This window comes from Streptomyces sp. NBC_00457, from assembly GCF_036014015.1.
Classification (GTDB): domain Bacteria; phylum Actinomycetota; class Actinomycetes; order Streptomycetales; family Streptomycetaceae; genus Streptomyces.
In genome coordinates, this window is sequence record NZ_CP107905.1 from 8545325 (window position 1) to 8560877 (window position 15553).

Below are 15553 nucleotides of genomic sequence, written 5' to 3' on the forward strand. Positions count from 1 at the left end.
GTGATGGGCTGCGTCAGCCGGTGATCACCAGGCCGACGATCTCGTCGTCCGAGAACCACACTCGGACATCGGGCCGTCCCCCCGCGAAGGCGGTGTGCACCGCCTGGCGGATCTCGGGGGACGGGTGGTTCAGGTTGCGCCAGGCGCCGGCCACGAACAGCCGGAGCCGCGGCGGGAGTTCACGGGGGTACGGGAGCAACTCGTCCCAGTACCGTTCGGCCCGGCCCGAGCCGACCGCCTGCGGCAGCAGCTGGGTCACCGCCGCCTTGATGTCGGGCCGGTTGCCGATCCGCTGGGAGGCGGGCCGGCCCGGTGCGTCCTGCTGCGCGGAACCCGTGGCCCGCAGTACCGCACGGGCACGGTCCGGTGCCATCGGGGGCTGGCCGGCCGCCTTGAGCATGCCTTGCAGCGCGGCCAGCGCGCCGACCACCACCGGGGAGGCGGCGGACGTACCGGAGAACGTGTCCGTGTACCAGGCGATCTCCTCTGGTCCGCCCTGCAGATCGCCGGGCCGGTCCCAGAAGCCGCCGGTGGTCGTGACCTCGCGGCCCCAGCCCTGGGCGTCCAGCCGGGCGCCGTAGTTGGAGAACGCGAGCCGTGACCGGTCCGGGCCGTGATCGCGGCCGTGCGTGCCGGGCGGCGGTGCGCCCGCACCGACCAGGACGGCGCCGGAGGACTGGTTGGAGGGGTTGAAGGGGTTGCGCCAGGTCTCCGGGAACTCGTCCGGGCGGCGCTCGTAGACGGCGTCGTCGAGGGATTCGCCGCCGTTGCCGGCGGCCTCCACGACGATGACGCCCTTGGCGGTGGCGTAGCGGATGGCCGCGTAGTCGTCGGGCCACCACTCGAGCGCGATGTAGCCGTTCTGGTCGTCGCGCTCGGCGAAGTCCAGGCGCGGGCCCGGTCGGTGGAGCTCGATCAGCACGATGTCGCCCGGCGCGAGCCGGTCGGCGGCGGCGTGGATCGCCGCCGCGGTGCCGATGCCGTGGACGGACGCGGCCGCGGTCACGGCGTCGGGCACGATGCCGTTGACGCCGTACTCGTTGCGGTCACCGCCGATCACGCCGATCACGGCGGTGCCGTGGTTGCGCCAGGCGACGTCGGTCAGCGGGGTGCCGACGACGACGCCGGCCAGCTTGGCGGCGAGGTCCTCATGGCCCAGCTGCCATGCGCCCTCGACGTCGATCACGGTCACGCCCTGGCCGGTGCCGCCGGGCCGCTGCCAGGCCCAGTGCGCGTCGATGCCCTCGGGCGCCGGACGCAAGTAGCCCTGCCTGCTGCTGAAGTCGGGTGTGACCGGGGCGCCTTCCTTCAGCCGCCGGTTCTCCTCGGCGCTTGGCAGGGAGGCGGGCACGGCGCCGGGTTTCACATACGCCGTGTCGATCCCCGGCAGCGCGGCGATCCGTGAGCGCAGCTCCTGCGCACGGCTCTCGCCGCCGCGTACGCGGTAGAACAGCGCGAGGTCAGGAGTGTCCTCCGCACCTGCGGCGGCCGACTGCTGGAGCCGTTCCTCGCTGCCGAACAGCGGTTCCAGAGCGAGCTGTTCGTCGCTGAGGAACATGTTGAGGGCCGTCACATCGGCGCCCGCGGACGAGCGGACGCCCTCGGTCTGGGCGCGCAGCCGGGCCTCGGGCCGGGCGACGACGATCAGTTCCTGCTCGGCTCCTCGATAGGTGAAGCCCGCTCCGTCGGGCCCCGGCCCGGATGCCCCCGGGCCCTGCGCCGGATGTACCTGGTCGGTCATCGGGTACCGCTCCCTTCGGTCCGTGCGGATGCCAAGTAGCGGATGGTGCCGAGTCGTACGGGTACGGGGGACAACCAAGCACTCCCACGGCGACTCGTCCACCCCCAAGTTCGTCAACTGGGTTTGAAACAAGTTGAATTGGGTACCGTGTGCAATTGGCGTGAAAGAGATGTCCCGTAACAATCCGGCCAGAAGCTGTCTACTGGCTGTCGAGGGACGGGGGAGAGCTGCGGAGCCCCCCGCCATGTGATGGGGTGGACGCGTCAGTTGACCGTTGGACCAGCCAGTCGGCCGGTCCCTCCGCGGAAGGACGCACAGTGGCACCCACGCATCGCTCCTTCGCACATGGCCCCACCCGCCGCAGACTCCTCACGGCCGGTGCCGCGACCGCCGGTGCCGTGCTCGCCGGGGCCACGACGGCCTCGGCCTCCGGGAAGTCCTGGCCGACCGTGATCCCGCTGCCCGACGGCTTCCGCCCGGAGGGCATCACCATCGGCGGCGGGCCCTACGCCTACCTCGGCTCGCTCGGCGACGGCTCGATCTACCGGGCCGACCTGCGCACCGGCAAGGGCGGCATCATCTCGACCGGGCCCGGCACGCCCTCCGTCGGCCTCAAACTCGACGACCGGGGACGGCTGTTCGTCGCCGGACGCGGCCAGGGCGCCCGGGTCGTCGACGCCCGCAGCGGCGCGATCATCGCGTCCTACGTCCTCACCACGGCGACCCCGACCTTCGCCAACGATGTGTTCCTGACCCCCCGCACGGCCTGGTTCACCGACTCCTACCAGCCCGCGCTCTACGCCCTGCCGCTCGGCCGGCGCGGCGCGCTGCCGGACGCGGACGACATCGTGACGCTCACCCTGAGCGGCGACTGGAGCCAGGTCCCCGGCGAGGTCGTCAACGCCAACGGCATCACCCGCACCCCTGACGGCTCGGCCCTGCTGGTCGTGCAGTCCGGGGTCGGCGCCCTGCACCGGGTGGACCCGAAGACCGGCGTCACCAAGATCGTCGACCTCGGTGACGCGGCCCCGCTCACCAACGGCGACGGCCTGCTGCTGTTCGGGCGGACGCTGTACGTCGTCCAGAACCGGCAGAACGCGATCGACGTGTTCACGCTCGCGCCGGACGGCACCAGCGGAGTCTTCCGGCGCCGCATCACCGACCCGGACTTCGACGTGCCGACCACGGTCGCCGCGTACCGGGACCGGCTCTACCTGCCCAACGCACGGTTCACCACGACGCCGACGCCGACGACCACGTACGACCTGGTCGCTGTGGCGCGCTGAGAACAAGCTGAGAGCATCGGGGGCGGTACGGGAGAGCCGTACCGCCCCTTCTGTGTCTCAGTCCTCGGACGAATCCTCTTCGTCCGTCTCCGTCTCCGGCTTCTGGGGCTTCGGCGGCTTGGCGCGACCGCCGGGGCCGTCACCCCGGTCCTTGAGGAACGGCGTGCCCTCTCCGCCCTCCGTGGCGTGGCCGCCCGGAGTGTCCCGGCGCCGCAGATACCGCTCGAACTCGCGGGCGATCGCCTCGCCCGACGCCTCCGGCAGCTCGGCGGTGTCCCGGGCCTCCTCCAGCGTCTGCACGTACTCGGCGACCTCGGTGTCCTCGGCGGCCAGCTGATCCACGCCCACCTGCCAGGCGCGCGCGTCCTCGGGCAGCTCGCCCAGCGGGATGCGTACGTCGATCAGGTCCTCGAGGCGGTTGAGGAGGGCCAGCGTCGCCTTCGGGTTGGGCGGCTGCGACACGTAGTGCGGGACGGCCGCCCACAGCGACACGGCCGGCACGCCGGCGTGGGTGCACGCCTCCTGGAGGACGCCGACGATGCCCGTGGGGCCCTCGTACTTGGTCTCCTCCAGGTCCATCCGCCGGGCCAGGTCGGCGTCGGACGTCGTCCCGCTGATCGGGACCGGACGCGTGTGCGGGGTGTCACCGAGCAGGGCGCCCAGGATGACCACCAGTTCCACGCCCAGTTCGTGGGCGAAGCCGAGGATCTCGTTGCAGAACGAGCGCCATCGCATGGACGGTTCGATACCGCGGACGAGGACGAGATCGCGGGGCTTCTCACCGCCGATCCGCACCACCGACAACCTTGTCGTCGGCCACGTGATCTTGCGCACTCCGGCGTCCATCCACACGGTGGGGCGGTTCACCTGGAAGTCGTAGTAGTCCTCGGCGTCCAGCGCCGCGAACACCTCGCCCTTCCACTCCCTGTCCAGATGCGCGACCGCGGTGGAGGCGGCGTCGCCGGCATCGTTCCAGCCCTCGAACGCGGCCACCATGACCGGGTCGATCAGCTCGGGAACCCCCTCGAGCTCGATCACCCAGCGCCTCCTTCCGACGTGCCCTCGCCTGACGTCCCAACCTTACGGCGTGCGACGGGGGTGCCCGCAGCCCCCTGGAGGGGGGAATGCACGCATCACTGCCCAGACCGCCACCCCAAAACACCCTGGAGCTCTCACTCGGGCCAGTGGACCAACCTAGGGGCGCGGGGAACTGCGCGACCAGCCACAACGAGCCAGCACCCGCAAGACGACAAGCACCCCTACGGCGAAACTCACAACGTGGACCGGAGCCACTGCTCCACGCTCGCGATATGCACCGTCGCCCACGACCTCGCCGCCTCCGCGTCCCGGTCCCGCAGGGCCGCGAGGATCATCCGGTGCTCGTGCAGCGTGCGGCTGACCGCGTCCTCCTGGGTCAGCCCGCGCCAGATACGGGCGCGGGTGGTGGGCCCCGAGAGGCCGTCGAGGAGCGAGCAGAGCACCGAGTTGCCCGAGCCCTGCACGATGCCCCGGTGGAAGTCCAGGTCAGACGCGACCAGTTCCTCGACCGACGGCGCGTCGCCGAGCTTGTCCAACTGGGCCGACAGCGCGTCCAGTTGCTGCTCGCTGACCCGCGAGGCGGCCATCGCCGTCGCGGCCGGCTCCAGGATGCGGCGTACGGCCAGGAACTCCAGGACCGTGTCGTCGCGGTGGAAGTCGACGACGAAGCTCAGTGCCTCCAGGAGGAGTTGCGGATCGAGGCTGGTGACGTACGTGCCATCGCCCTGGCGCACGTCCAGGATGCGGATCAGGGACAGGGCGCGCACGGCCTCCCGCAGGGAGTTGCGGGACAGCCCCAGTTCGGAGGCGAGCTCGCTCTCCTTGGGCAGCCGGTCGCCCGGGCGCAGCGCGCCGGAGACGATCATGCCCTTGATCTTTTCGATCGCCTCGTCGGTGACTGCCATGGCCGGCCTCCCTGTCGTTCAGACATCCGATGTCTCACGCCATTATGGGGGTTCACCATGCTGAACGGGACGCCGAATGCGCAGATCAGGGCAACTGCTCCGCCAGCAGCCGCAGCGCCTGAAGGGATACGACGGCACCTCTTTCGACGCCCGCCGCCACGACCTCCCGGTGGGGGTCGTATCCGCCGGTGCCCTGTTCGTCGACGAGTTCGTCGGCGTTGGCACCGTCCACGACCAGCACACCCCCGGCCACAAGGCCGCGCAGCGAGGCCGTCACCAGCAGCGCGGACAGCTCCATCTCGATCGCCGCGAGCCCCGCGCCGCCGTACGGGAAGAGGGGCAGCAGCCCCGGCTGGAACGCGGCCCGCGTCCACACGATGCCCCGGTGGTGCGGGGCGCCCGCCTCGCGTGCCGCGCGCTGGAGGGCGAACACCGCCTCGGGGGAGGAGACCGCCGGGTACTCGGGCGGCAGCAGCTGGTGGGTGACCCCGTCGTCGCGTACGGCCGCCTCGGCGATGACCAGATCGCCGTCGCCGATGCCCGGCTTCATCGCGCCCGCCGTACCGAACCGCAGAAAGGTGTGCACGCCCGCGTCGGCCAGCTCCTGGAACAGCAGGATCGCGCCCGGAGCGCCCACTCCGTGCGAGGCGACGGTGACCGGCAGGCCCTTCCAACTCCCGCTGAAGACACGGTATTCGCGGTGGTACGAGACCTCCTCGGCGCCGTCGAGCAGAGCGGCGACGAGGGCCGCGCGCGCCGGGTCGCCGACGACGATCGCGTGCGCGGGGAGGCCGGTGCGGGGTATTCGGGTGACGGGCAGCAGATCATGGGGCATGAGGTGACGTTACCCAGGGGGAGGCCGGGTGCGGCGTACCGCACCCGGCCCCGGGGAAGTGACCGCTGTCAGCCGAAGGCCTTCACGGCCTGGTAGTACGTCCAGGCCGTGCTGGTGCAGGCGGTCTTCGTGCTGCCGCTGTAGCTGTTGCACACGCGCTTGAGGTCCTCGTAGAAGGCGCTGTCGAGGCGGGCCTTGTTGGCGTCGAACGCCCCCGCGGCCTTGTAGTTGCGGTAGCCGAAGTCGTGCCGGGCGCAGGACATGGCGAAGGGGAAGCCGAAGGGGTTGTCCGGGGAGGAGGAGCAGTAGTCGGTGGACCAGTTGAACTCGTAGGCGGCCCAGGTGGACTGGTTCGCGCGGGCGGCGGCCCACGTGTTGTAGCTCGACGCGCTGGTCTGGGTCCAGTTGGAGAGGACCTGGGGCTTGTCGGCGGGAACCGCGGTGGCGGTGGCGGCAGTTGCGGTGACGGTGATCAGGGCAAGGGCCGAAGCGGCGAGACCGGTGGAGAGTCTGCGGTGCATCCCACACCTCCATGAGGCCGCGATCCGTCCGTCGGATCGCAGGTTCATGACAAGATGATTGATCCACCATCAGGCCCTTCACACCTCTTGTGCCTTAATGGTCCGTTAACGGCATGCGAAAGGGGCGGCTCCGTCGGCGTGGAGCCGCCCCTTCCGTGCCGTAACGCCTACTTCTTGTCGAGCAGGTCCTGAACCTTCGCCCGGACGTCGTCCGTGGCCAGCCCGCGGATCGTCAACGTCGTACGGCGCCGCAGCACATCGTCCGTCGTCTGAGCCCACTCGTTGTCCCGCGCGTACACGACCTGTGCCCAGATCTCCGGGGCGTCCGGGTGGACCCGCTCACCCAGTTCGGGGCTCTCGTTCGCCAGCCGGGCGATGTCGAAGGCCAGGGAACCGTAGTGCGTCGCCAGGTGCTTCGCGGTGTCCGCACCCATCCGCGGGCCCGGCGCCGGCCGGTCCGTCAGCAGCCGGTGCGCTATCGCACGCGGGTTGGCGACGCCCGGCAGCGGCAGCTTCTTCGGCAGGGAGGCGATCGGCTCGAAGTCGTCGCCGAGGGGGTGCCCCGGAAGCGCCTCCAGCTTCTTCATGACCGTACGGCCGATGTGCCGGAAGGTCGTCCACTTGCCGCCCGCGACCGACAGCATCCCGCCCCGGCCCTCGGTCACCACGGTCTCGCGCTTGGCCTTGGCCGTGTCGCCGGGGCCGCCCGGCAGCACCCGCAGGCCCGCGAAGGCGTAGGTGATCAGGTCACGGTCGAGCTGCTGGTCGCGGATGGAGAACGCGGCCTCGTCGAGGATCTGGGCTATGTCCTTGTCGTTGACGGACACGTCCGCCGGGTCGCCCTCGAACTCCTCGTCCGTCGTACCGAGCAGCAGCATGTCCTCCCAGGGGAGGGCGAAGGTGATCCGGTACTTGTCGATCGGGGTCGCGAGCGCGGCCTTCCATGGCGAGGTCCGCTTCAGGACCAGGTGCGCGCCCTTCGACAGCCGGATGGACGGCGCCGCGTTCGGGTCCTCCATCTTGCGCAGGTGATCGACCCAGGGACCGGTCGCGTTCAGCACGAGACGGGCGCTGACGCCGAACTCGTCGCCGGTCGTGCGGTCCTTCAGCTCCGCGCCCGTCACCCGGCCCTTGGTGAAGCGCAGCCCGGTCACCTCGGCGTGGTTGAGGACGACCGCGCCCGCCTCGGCAGCCGCGCGGACCGTCATCAGAGCCATGCGGGCGTCGTTCATCTGGTCGTCGCCGTACACGGCCACGGCCCTGAGGTTCTCGGTGCGCAGCTCCGGCACGTCCTGCTGGGCCTTGGCGGGGGAGAGCAGATGGCCGACGCCGTCGCCGAAGGCGGAGAGCGCCGAGTACGCGAACACGCCCGCGCCCAGCTTGGCCGCGCCGTGCGGGCCCCCCTTGTACACGGGGAGGTAGAAGGTGAGCGGGTTCGCCAGGTGGGGGGCCACCTGGCGGGAGACCGCACGGCGCTCGAAGTGGTTCTCCGCCACCAGCTTCACCGCGCCGGTCTGCAGATAGCGCAGACCGCCGTGGAGCAGCTTGGAGGAGGCGGAGGACGTGGCGCCGGCGAAGTCGCCGGCGTCGACCAGCGCCACCCTGAGCCCGGACTGCGCGGCGTGCCAGGCGGTGGAGATGCCCAGGATGCCGCCGCCGATCACGAGAAGGTCGTACGACGCCTTGGCGAGCTGCTCCCGGGTCTCGGCGCGGCTCGGGTTGAAGCCGGAAGCCGGGCGCGTCCCGAGGGCAGGCACGGACTGCAGGGTGGACTGACTGGTCATTTCGGGTTCTTACTCCTCATCAGAGTTCGAGAGCTGGCGGCTGTCGTCAGTTCTCGTCGTCCTCGATCCAGCCCATGGTCCGCTCGACGGCCTTGAGCCAGCTCTTGTACTCACGGTCGCGGGTGTCCGCGTCCATGCGGGGGGTCCACTCGGCGGCCCGCCGCCAGTTGGCGCGCAGTTCGTCGGTGCCGGCCCAGAAGCCGACGGCGAGACCGGCGGCGTAGGCGGCGCCGAGGCAAGTGGTCTCGGCGACCATCGGGCGCACCACGGGGGCGTCCAGGAAGTCCGAGAGCGTCTGCATCAGCAGGTTGTTGGAGGTCATGCCGCCGTCGACCTTGAGGGCCACCAGCTCGTCGCCGGAGTCCTTGACCATCGCGTCGGCGATCTCCCGGGTCTGCCAGGCGGTGGCCTCCAGGACGGCGCGCGCGAGGTGCGCCTTGGTGACGTACCGGGTCAGACCGGCGATCACACCGCGGGCGTCGGACCGCCAGTGCGGGGCGAACAGGCCGGAGAAGGCCGGCACGAAGTAGGCCCCGCCGTTGTCCTCGACCGAGAGCGCGAGCGTCTCGATCTCGGCGGCGGTGGAGATCAGGCCCATCTGGTCGCGCATCCACTGCACCAGCGAGCCGGTGACGGCGATCGAGCCCTCGAGGGCGTAGACGGTCGGCTGGTCACCGATCTTGTAGCCGACGGTGGTCAGCAGTCCCGCGTACGAGTTGATGATCTTGTCACCGGTGTTCATCACCATGAAGGTGCCGGTGCCGTAGGTCGACTTGACCTCGCCCTCGGAGAAACAGGTCTGGCCGAACAGGGCCGCCTGCTGGTCGCCGAGCGCGGACGCGACCGGGATGCCGCCGAGCAGGTCGCCCAGCTTGCCGCCCTTGATCTCGCCGTACACCTCGGAGGAGGAGCGGATCTCGGGGAGGATCGCCAGCGGGACGCCGATCGACTCGGCGATCTTCTCGTCCCACGCCATGGTGTGGAGGTTCATCAGCATGGTGCGGGAGGCGTTGGTGACGTCGGTGACGTGATGGCCGCCGTTCACACCGCCGGTCAGGTTCCAGATGACCCAGCTGTCCATGGTGCCGAAGAGGATGTCGCCCGCCTCGGCGCGCTCCTTCAGGCCGTCGACGTTGTCGAGCAGCCAGCGGGCCTTGGGCCCGGCGAAGTAGGAGGCGAGGGGGAGGCCGGTCTCGCGGCGGAAGCGGTCCTGGCCGACGTTGCGGCCGAGTTCCTTGCAGAGCGCGTCGGTACGGGTGTCCTGCCAGACGATGGCGTTGTGGACGGGCTCACCGGTGTTCTTGTCCCACAGCACGGTCGTCTCGCGCTGGTTGGTGATGCCGATGGCCTTGATGTCGTCGCGGGTGATGCCGGCCTTGGAGACGGCTCCGGCGACGACCTCCTGGACGTTGGTCCAGATCTCGGTGGCGTTGTGCTCCACCCAGCCCGGCTTCGGGAAGATCTGCTCGTGCTCCTTCTGGTCGACGGAGACGATACGGCCGTCCCGGTCGAAGACGATGCAGCGGCTGGAGGTGGTGCCCTGGTCGATGGCGGCGATGAACGGCCCGGCGGTGTGCGCGTCGGTCACTGTGTGCTCCTGGGGTTCCGTAGGTGGGGGCTGTCTGTACGGCGCGATGGCTGAATCGTGCTCTAAGCGAAAGCGACGTTGTAGATGCCTGCCGCGATGGCGCCGCCGATCAGCGGACCGACCACCGGGATCCAGGCGTAACCCCAGTCGGAGCCGCCCTTGTTGGGCAGGGGCAGGAGGGCGTGCGTGATACGCGGACCGAGGTCACGGGCCGGGTTGATCGCGTAGCCGGTCGGGCCGCCGAGGGACAGACCGATCGAGACGACCACCAGCGCGGTGATCAGGGCGCCCAGCGTGCCGAGGCCGTCACCTTCGGCGTTCAGGCCCTGGGTGAGGATGGCCAGCACCAGCACCACGGTGCCGATGATCTCCGTGGCGAGGTTCTGCCACACCACCCGGATCTCCGGGCCGGTGGAGAAGATGCCCAGGACGGGTCCTGCGCCCTTCTCGCGGGCCTCGACGGCCTTGGCGGTGGTGGCCTGCGCGCCCGGACCGCCGACGATCTCCTTGTCGGTGAGGTGCGCGTGGAACTGGCCGTAGTAGGCGACCCACACGAGCGCCGCGCCGATCATCGCGCCGAGCAGCTGTCCGCCCCAGTAGGTCGGAACGTTGCTCCAGTCGTCGTCCTTGATCGCGAGCGCCAGGGTCACGGCCGGGTTGAGGTGGGCGCCGGAGAGCGGCGCGGAGGTGTACACGGCGGTCAGTACGGCGAAACCCCACCCGAAGGTGATGGCGAGCCAGCCGGCGTTACGGGCCTTGGAGGCCTTGAGCGTGACGGCGGCGCAGACGCCACCGCCCAGCAGGATGAGTATGGCGGTACCGATGGTCTCGCCGATGAAGATGTCGGAGCTGGACACCCGCGACTCCTTTGTCCTTCGTCCAGGGGGAGAACTGCCGGCCCTTGGCGTCGTCACACTGTAACGCCTATTGCCGGTCGGTGTTCGACAATGTCGACCGATGGACGGGAGTCTTGCCCTGGCGTTACAGGCGCGTCAAGAGTTCTGTTATCGAAAACACGATCGTTATTGATCGCGGTGAGCTATCGATCAAGCGCCTTGCCAAACCATGACAACGCCTAACAAGGCATGACAACAACCGGAGCGCCCGATGGTGCCCCGGTTTGCTGGATGTACTTGTCGGGCGTGCTTGTGGGATGTGCTTGCCGGCGTACGGCGCTCAGAACCGCCCGGCGCCCAGATCCCGGGAGACCGCGCGGGCGCAGTCCCGCACCGCCGCGATCAGCTCGGGCCGCACCTCGCCGTCCCGGCACAGCCGTTCCACGGCGCCGGTGACACCGACCGCGCCGACCGGCATGCGCCGCCGGTCGTGGATGGGGGCGGCGATGGAGGCGACGCCCTCCCAGGTCTCCTCGACGTCCGCCGCGTAGCCACGCGCGCGGGTCACGTCGAGGATCTGCTCGAAGCTGTCGAGCTCGCACACCGTCCGGTCCGTGAACGCCTTGCGGTCGGCCTCCAGCACCTCGCTGTGCGCGACCGGGTCGTAGGCCGACAGGACCTTGCCGAGGGCCGTGGAGTGCAGGGGCTGCATCGCGCCGATCTCCAGGACCTGCCGGCTGTCGTCGGGCCGGAAGACGTGGTGCACGATCAGCACGCCCTGCTGGTGCAGGACGCCCAGATAGACGCTCTCGCCGCTGGAGCGGGCCAGGTCGTCCGCCCACACCAGGGCGCGGGCCCGCAGTTCGTGCACGTCCAGGTAGGTGGTGCCCAGGCGGAGCAGCTCGGCGCCCAGCTGGTAGCGCCCGGAGTTGTCGTCCTGCTCGACGAAGCCCTCCTGCTGGAGGGTGCGCAGGATGCCGTGGGCGGTGCCTTTGGCGAGGCCCAGGGATGAGGCGATGTCCGACAGGCCGAGCCGTCGCTCGCCGCCCGCGAGCAGCCGCAGCATCGCGGCCGCCCGTTCGAGCGACTGGATGTTCCGTGCCATCGCCGTCCTGCCTCCGTCCCCTTCGACCGTCGACCCGCGACGTCCGCTGCCGCCGTTCGGCAATGTCGAACACTACCGGTCCATGCAGACCCGCCGCCAATGGTCTGAGAGAACCCGTCGCCCACCCGTTCCTGCCGTATCCCGCACTCGTATCCCGCAGGGGACCCGTTCGTCATCCCGCGTCCGTCCCGTGGACCGTCTGACCATCCCGCCATGGACCCGGTTACGCTGGCTGCCGTGCGCCTACTGTGGAACGTCCCACGGGTTGCGCAAAGCCGACAGCCGTCGCACCAAAGGGAGCCCCTTAATGGCCTCGTCGCCGCTGACCCCTTCCGCCGACAGCCGGACCCGCGTGTCCGCGCTCCGTGAGGCGCTCGCCACCCGTGTGGTGGTCGCCGACGGGGCGATGGGCACCATGCTGCAGGCGCAGGACCCCACCCTCGAGGACTTCGAGAACCTCGAGGGCTGTAACGAGATCCTGAACGTCACCCGCCCGGACATCGTCCGCTCCGTCCATGAAGCGTATTTCGCGGTGGGCGTGGACTGTGTGGAGACGAACACGTTCGGCGCCAACCACACGGCCGCGGCGGAGTACGACATCGCCGACCGGGTGCATGAGCTGTCGGAGGCGGGCGCCCGTATCGCCCGCGAGACCGCCGACGAGTACGCGGCCCGCGACGGCCGGCAGCGCTGGGTCCTCGGCTCGGTCGGCCCCGGCACCAAGCTGCCCACCCTCGGCCACATCGACTACCGCACGATCCGCGACGGCTACCAGGCCAACGCCGAGGGCCTGCTGGCCGGCGGCGCCGACGCGCTGATCGTCGAGACCACCCAGGACCTGCTGCAGACCAAGGCCTCCGTGCTGGGTGCCCGCCGGGCCCTGGAGGCGACCGGCGCCGACGTGCCGCTGCTGGTGTCGATGGCCTTCGAGACGACCGGCACGATGCTGCTGGGCTCCGAGATCGGCGCCGCGCTCACCGCGCTGGAGCCGCTCGGCATCGACATGATCGGCCTGAACTGCTCCACCGGCCCCGCCGAGATGAGCGAGCACCTGCGCTATCTCACCCGGCACTCCCGCATCCCGCTGCTGTGCATGCCGAACGCCGGCCTGCCGATCCTCACCAAGGACGGCGCGCACTTCCCGCTGGACGCCGAGGGCCTGGCGGACGCGCAGGAGAACTTCGTCCGCGACTACGGCCTGTCCCTGATCGGCGGCTGCTGCGGCACGACGCCGGAGCATCTGCGCCAGGTCGTGGAGCGGGTGCGGGACCTCACGCCGAGCGAGCGGAACCCGCGCCCCGAGCCGGGCGCCGCCTCCCTCTACCAGACGGTCCCGTTCCGCCAGGACACCGCCTACATGGCGATCGGCGAGCGCACGAACGCCAACGGGTCGAAGAAGTTCCGCGAGGCCATGCTGGACGGCCGCTGGGACGACTGCGTCGAGATGGCCCGCGAGCAGATCCGCGAGGGCGCGCACATGCTGGACCTGTGCGTGGACTACGTCGGCCGCGACGGCGTGGCCGACATGGAGGAACTCGCGGGCCGGTTCGCCACCGCCTCCACCCTGCCGATCGTGCTGGACTCCACCGAGGTGGACGTGATCCGGGCCGGGCTGGAGAAGCTCGGCGGCCGCGCGGTGATCAACTCGGTGAACTACGAGGACGGCGACGGCCCCGAGTCCCGCTTCGCCAAGGTCACCAAGCTCGCACAGGAGCACGGCGCCGCGCTGATCGCGCTGACCATCGACGAGGAGGGCCAGGCCCGCACCCCGGAGCACAAGGTCGCGATCGCCGAGCGGCTGATCGCGGACCTGACCGGCAACTGGGGCATCCACGAGTCGGACATCCTCATCGACACCCTGACATTCACCATCTGCACCGGCCAGGAGGAGTCCCGCAAGGACGGCATCGCCACCATCGAGGCGATCCGCGAGCTCAAGCGCCGCCACCCGGACGTGCAGACCACGCTGGGCCTGTCGAACATCTCCTTCGGCCTGAACCCGGCCGCCCGCATGCTGCTCAACTCCGTCTTCCTGGACGAGTGCGTGAAGGCGGGCCTGGACTCGGCGATCGTGCACGCGTCGAAGATCCTCCCGATCGCCCGCTTCACCGAGGAAGAGGTCCAGACAGCTCTCGACCTGATCTACGACCGCCGCGCCGAGGGCTACGACCCGCTGCAGAAGCTGATGGCCCTGTTCGAGGGCGCCACCACCAAGTCCCTGAAGGCGGGCCGCGCCGAGGAACTGGCCGCCCTGCCGCTGAACGAGCGCCTCAAGCGCCGCATCATCGACGGCGAGAAGAACGGCCTCGAACAGGACCTGGACGACGCTCTCCAGGAGCGCCCGGCCCTGGACATCGTCAACGAGACACTCCTTGACGGCATGAAGGTCGTCGGCGAGCTGTTCGGCTCCGGCCAGATGCAGTTGCCGTTCGTGCTGCAGTCCGCCGAGGTCATGAAGACCGCGGTGGCCTACCTCGAGCCGCACATGGAGAAGACGGACGACGAGGGCAAGGGCACCATCGTGCTGGCGACCGTGCGCGGCGACGTGCACGACATCGGCAAGAACCTCGTCGACATCATCCTGTCCAACAACGGCTACACCGTGGTCAACCTGGGCATCAAGCAGCCCGTCTCCGCGATCCTGGAGGCCGCCGAGGAACACCGGGCCGACGTCATCGGCATGTCCGGCCTCCTGGTCAAGTCCACGGTGATCATGAAGGAGAACCTGGAGGAGCTCAACCAGCGCAAGATGGCGGCCGATTACCCGGTCATCCTCGGCGGCGCCGCGCTCACCCGCGCCTACGTCGAGCAGGATCTGCACGAGATCTACGAGGGCGAAGTCCGCTACGCCCGCGACGCGTTCGAGGGCCTGCGCCTGATGGACGCCCTCATCGGCGTCAAGCGGGGCGTGCCCGGCGCGAAGCTGCCCGAGCTGAAGCAGCGCCGGGTGCGGGCGGCCACCGTCCAGGTCGAGGAGCGCCCGGAGGAGGGGCACGTCCGTTCCGACGTCGCCACCGACAACCCCGTGCCCGCGCCGCCGTTCTGGGGCACCCGCGTCATCAAGGGCATCCAGCTCAAGGAGTACGCCTCCTGGCTCGACGAGGGCGCTCTCTTCAAGGGCCAGTGGGGCCTGAAGGAGGCCCGCACCGGGGACGGGCCGTCGTACCAGGAACTCGTCGAGACCGAGGGCCGCCCGCGCCTGCGGGGCCTGCTGGACAAGCTGCAGACCGAGAACCTGCTGGAAGCGGCCGTCGTCTACGGCTACTTCCCGTGCGTGTCCAAGGACGACGACCTGATCCTCCTGGACGACGACGGCAACGAGCGCACCCGCTTCACCTTCCCGCGCCAGCGCCGCGGCCGGCACCTGTGCCTGGCGGACTTCTTCCGCCCGGAGGAGTCCGGCGAGACCGATGTCGTAGGCCTCCAGGTGGTCACCGTGGGCTCGCGGATCGGTGAGGAGACCGCGAAGCTGTTCGCGTCCGACTCCTACCGCGACTACCTCGAACTGCACGGGCTGTCCGTGCAGTTGGCGGAGGCGCTCGCCGAGTACTGGCACGCGCGCGTGCGGTCCGAGCTGGGCTTCGCCGGTGAGGACCCGGCCGATGTCGAGGACATGTTCGCCCTGAAGTACCGGGGCGCCCGCTTCTCCCTCGGCTACGGCGCCTGCCCGGATCTGGAGGACCGCGCCAAGATCGCCGAACTCCTTGAGCCGGAGCGCATCGGCGTCCGGCTCTCCGAGGAGTTCCAGCTGCACCCGGAGCAGTCCACGGACGCCATCGTGATCCACCACCCGGAGGCGAAGTACTTCAACGCCCGGTGACGCGTCGCCGTACCCGCTGACCTGCGGGTTCAGGCATGCTCGAGGACGATCGGGCACGCTGATCGAAGAAGTCGTACACTGGTCGGTCCACCGC

At 70.1% G+C, this 15553-nt stretch carries 11 protein-coding genes; 2 read left to right on the forward strand and 9 right to left on the reverse strand.

The window, feature by feature from the left end; translation table 11 throughout:
* Window positions 1-13: 13 nt before the first annotated feature.
* On the reverse strand, window positions 14-1741 hold the full coding sequence (locus OG828_RS39075; RefSeq protein ID WP_328503840.1) for a S8 family peptidase: 1728 nt from the start codon (window positions 1739-1741) through the stop codon (window positions 14-16).
* A 317-nt stretch (window positions 1742-2058) separates the two neighbouring features.
* Here OG828_RS39075 and OG828_RS39080 point away from each other — a divergent pair, with 317 nt between their 5' ends.
* On the forward strand, window positions 2059-3027 hold the full coding sequence (locus tag OG828_RS39080; protein ID WP_328367665.1) for an SMP-30/gluconolactonase/LRE family protein: 969 nt from the start codon (window positions 2059-2061) through the stop codon (window positions 3025-3027).
* Between the two features lie 57 nt (window positions 3028-3084).
* On the opposite strand, the gene OG828_RS39085 is transcribed toward OG828_RS39080, so the two are convergent.
* The 8 genes from OG828_RS39085 to OG828_RS39120 all read right to left on the reverse strand — a co-directional run bounded on the left by OG828_RS39085 (window position 3085) and on the right by OG828_RS39120 (window position 11639).
* Window positions 3085-4065 (reverse strand): PAC2 family protein, encoded by a 981-nt coding sequence (locus OG828_RS39085; RefSeq protein ID WP_328367668.1) that lies wholly within the window; start codon window positions 4063-4065, stop codon window positions 3085-3087.
* Between the two features lie 233 nt (window positions 4066-4298).
* A complete protein-coding gene (locus tag OG828_RS39090) occupies window positions 4299-4970 on the reverse strand; it encodes a FadR/GntR family transcriptional regulator (protein ID WP_210574836.1) in 672 nt (223 codons plus the stop codon).
* 85 nt (window positions 4971-5055) lie between these two features.
* Window positions 5056-5805: a nucleoside phosphorylase gene (locus OG828_RS39095; RefSeq protein ID WP_328367672.1), complete on the reverse strand. Its 750-nt coding sequence runs from the start codon at window positions 5803-5805 to the stop codon at window positions 5056-5058.
* Between the two features lie 68 nt (window positions 5806-5873).
* Window positions 5874-6326: a phospholipase gene (locus tag OG828_RS39100; protein ID WP_328503841.1), complete on the reverse strand. Its 453-nt coding sequence runs from the start codon at window positions 6324-6326 to the stop codon at window positions 5874-5876.
* Between the two features lie 167 nt (window positions 6327-6493).
* Window positions 6494-8110: a glycerol-3-phosphate dehydrogenase/oxidase gene (locus OG828_RS39105; RefSeq protein WP_328441459.1), complete on the reverse strand. Its 1617-nt coding sequence runs from the start codon at window positions 8108-8110 to the stop codon at window positions 6494-6496.
* Window positions 8111-8156: 46 nt separating this feature from the next.
* Window positions 8157-9698, reverse strand: a complete 1542-nt coding sequence (gene glpK / locus OG828_RS39110; RefSeq protein WP_328367679.1) for a glycerol kinase GlpK — start codon at window positions 9696-9698, stop codon at window positions 8157-8159.
* A 62-nt stretch (window positions 9699-9760) separates the two neighbouring features.
* Window positions 9761-10555, reverse strand: a complete 795-nt coding sequence (locus tag OG828_RS39115; RefSeq protein ID WP_210574841.1) for an MIP/aquaporin family protein — start codon at window positions 10553-10555, stop codon at window positions 9761-9763.
* A gap of 319 nt (window positions 10556-10874) precedes the next feature.
* Window positions 10875-11639, reverse strand: coding sequence for an IclR family transcriptional regulator (locus OG828_RS39120; RefSeq protein ID WP_328367682.1), 765 nt, complete (start codon window positions 11637-11639; stop codon window positions 10875-10877).
* A 307-nt stretch (window positions 11640-11946) separates the two neighbouring features.
* On the opposite strand from OG828_RS39120, the gene metH reads away from it, so the two are divergent.
* Entirely contained in the window at window positions 11947-15459 is a 3513-nt protein-coding gene (gene metH, locus OG828_RS39125) for a methionine synthase (protein WP_328441460.1), read from the forward strand.
* Window positions 15460-15553 lie beyond the last annotated feature (94 nt).

What these genes read in the sequence shown, in the direction of transcription:
- OG828_RS39090 (WP_210574836.1), bottom strand. Translation starts at nt 4,970, where the DNA reads ATGGCAGTCACCGACGAGGCGATCGAAAAGATCAAGGGCATGATCGTC.
- OG828_RS39075 (WP_328503840.1), bottom strand. Translation starts at nt 1,741, where the DNA reads ATGACCGACCAGGTACATCCGGCGCAGGGCCCGGGGGCATCCGGGCCG.
- OG828_RS39120 (WP_328367682.1), bottom strand. Translation starts at nt 11,639, where the DNA reads ATGGCACGGAACATCCAGTCGCTCGAACGGGCGGCCGCGATGCTGCGG.
- OG828_RS39105 (WP_328441459.1), bottom strand. Translation starts at nt 8,110, where the DNA reads ATGACCAGTCAGTCCACCCTGCAGTCCGTGCCTGCCCTCGGGACGCGC.
- OG828_RS39095 (WP_328367672.1), bottom strand. Translation starts at nt 5,805, where the DNA reads ATGCCCCATGATCTGCTGCCCGTCACCCGAATACCCCGCACCGGCCTC.
- OG828_RS39100 (WP_328503841.1), bottom strand. Translation starts at nt 6,326, where the DNA reads ATGCACCGCAGACTCTCCACCGGTCTCGCCGCTTCGGCCCTTGCCCTG.
- metH (WP_328441460.1), top strand. Translation starts at nt 11,947, where the DNA reads ATGGCCTCGTCGCCGCTGACCCCTTCCGCCGACAGCCGGACCCGCGTG.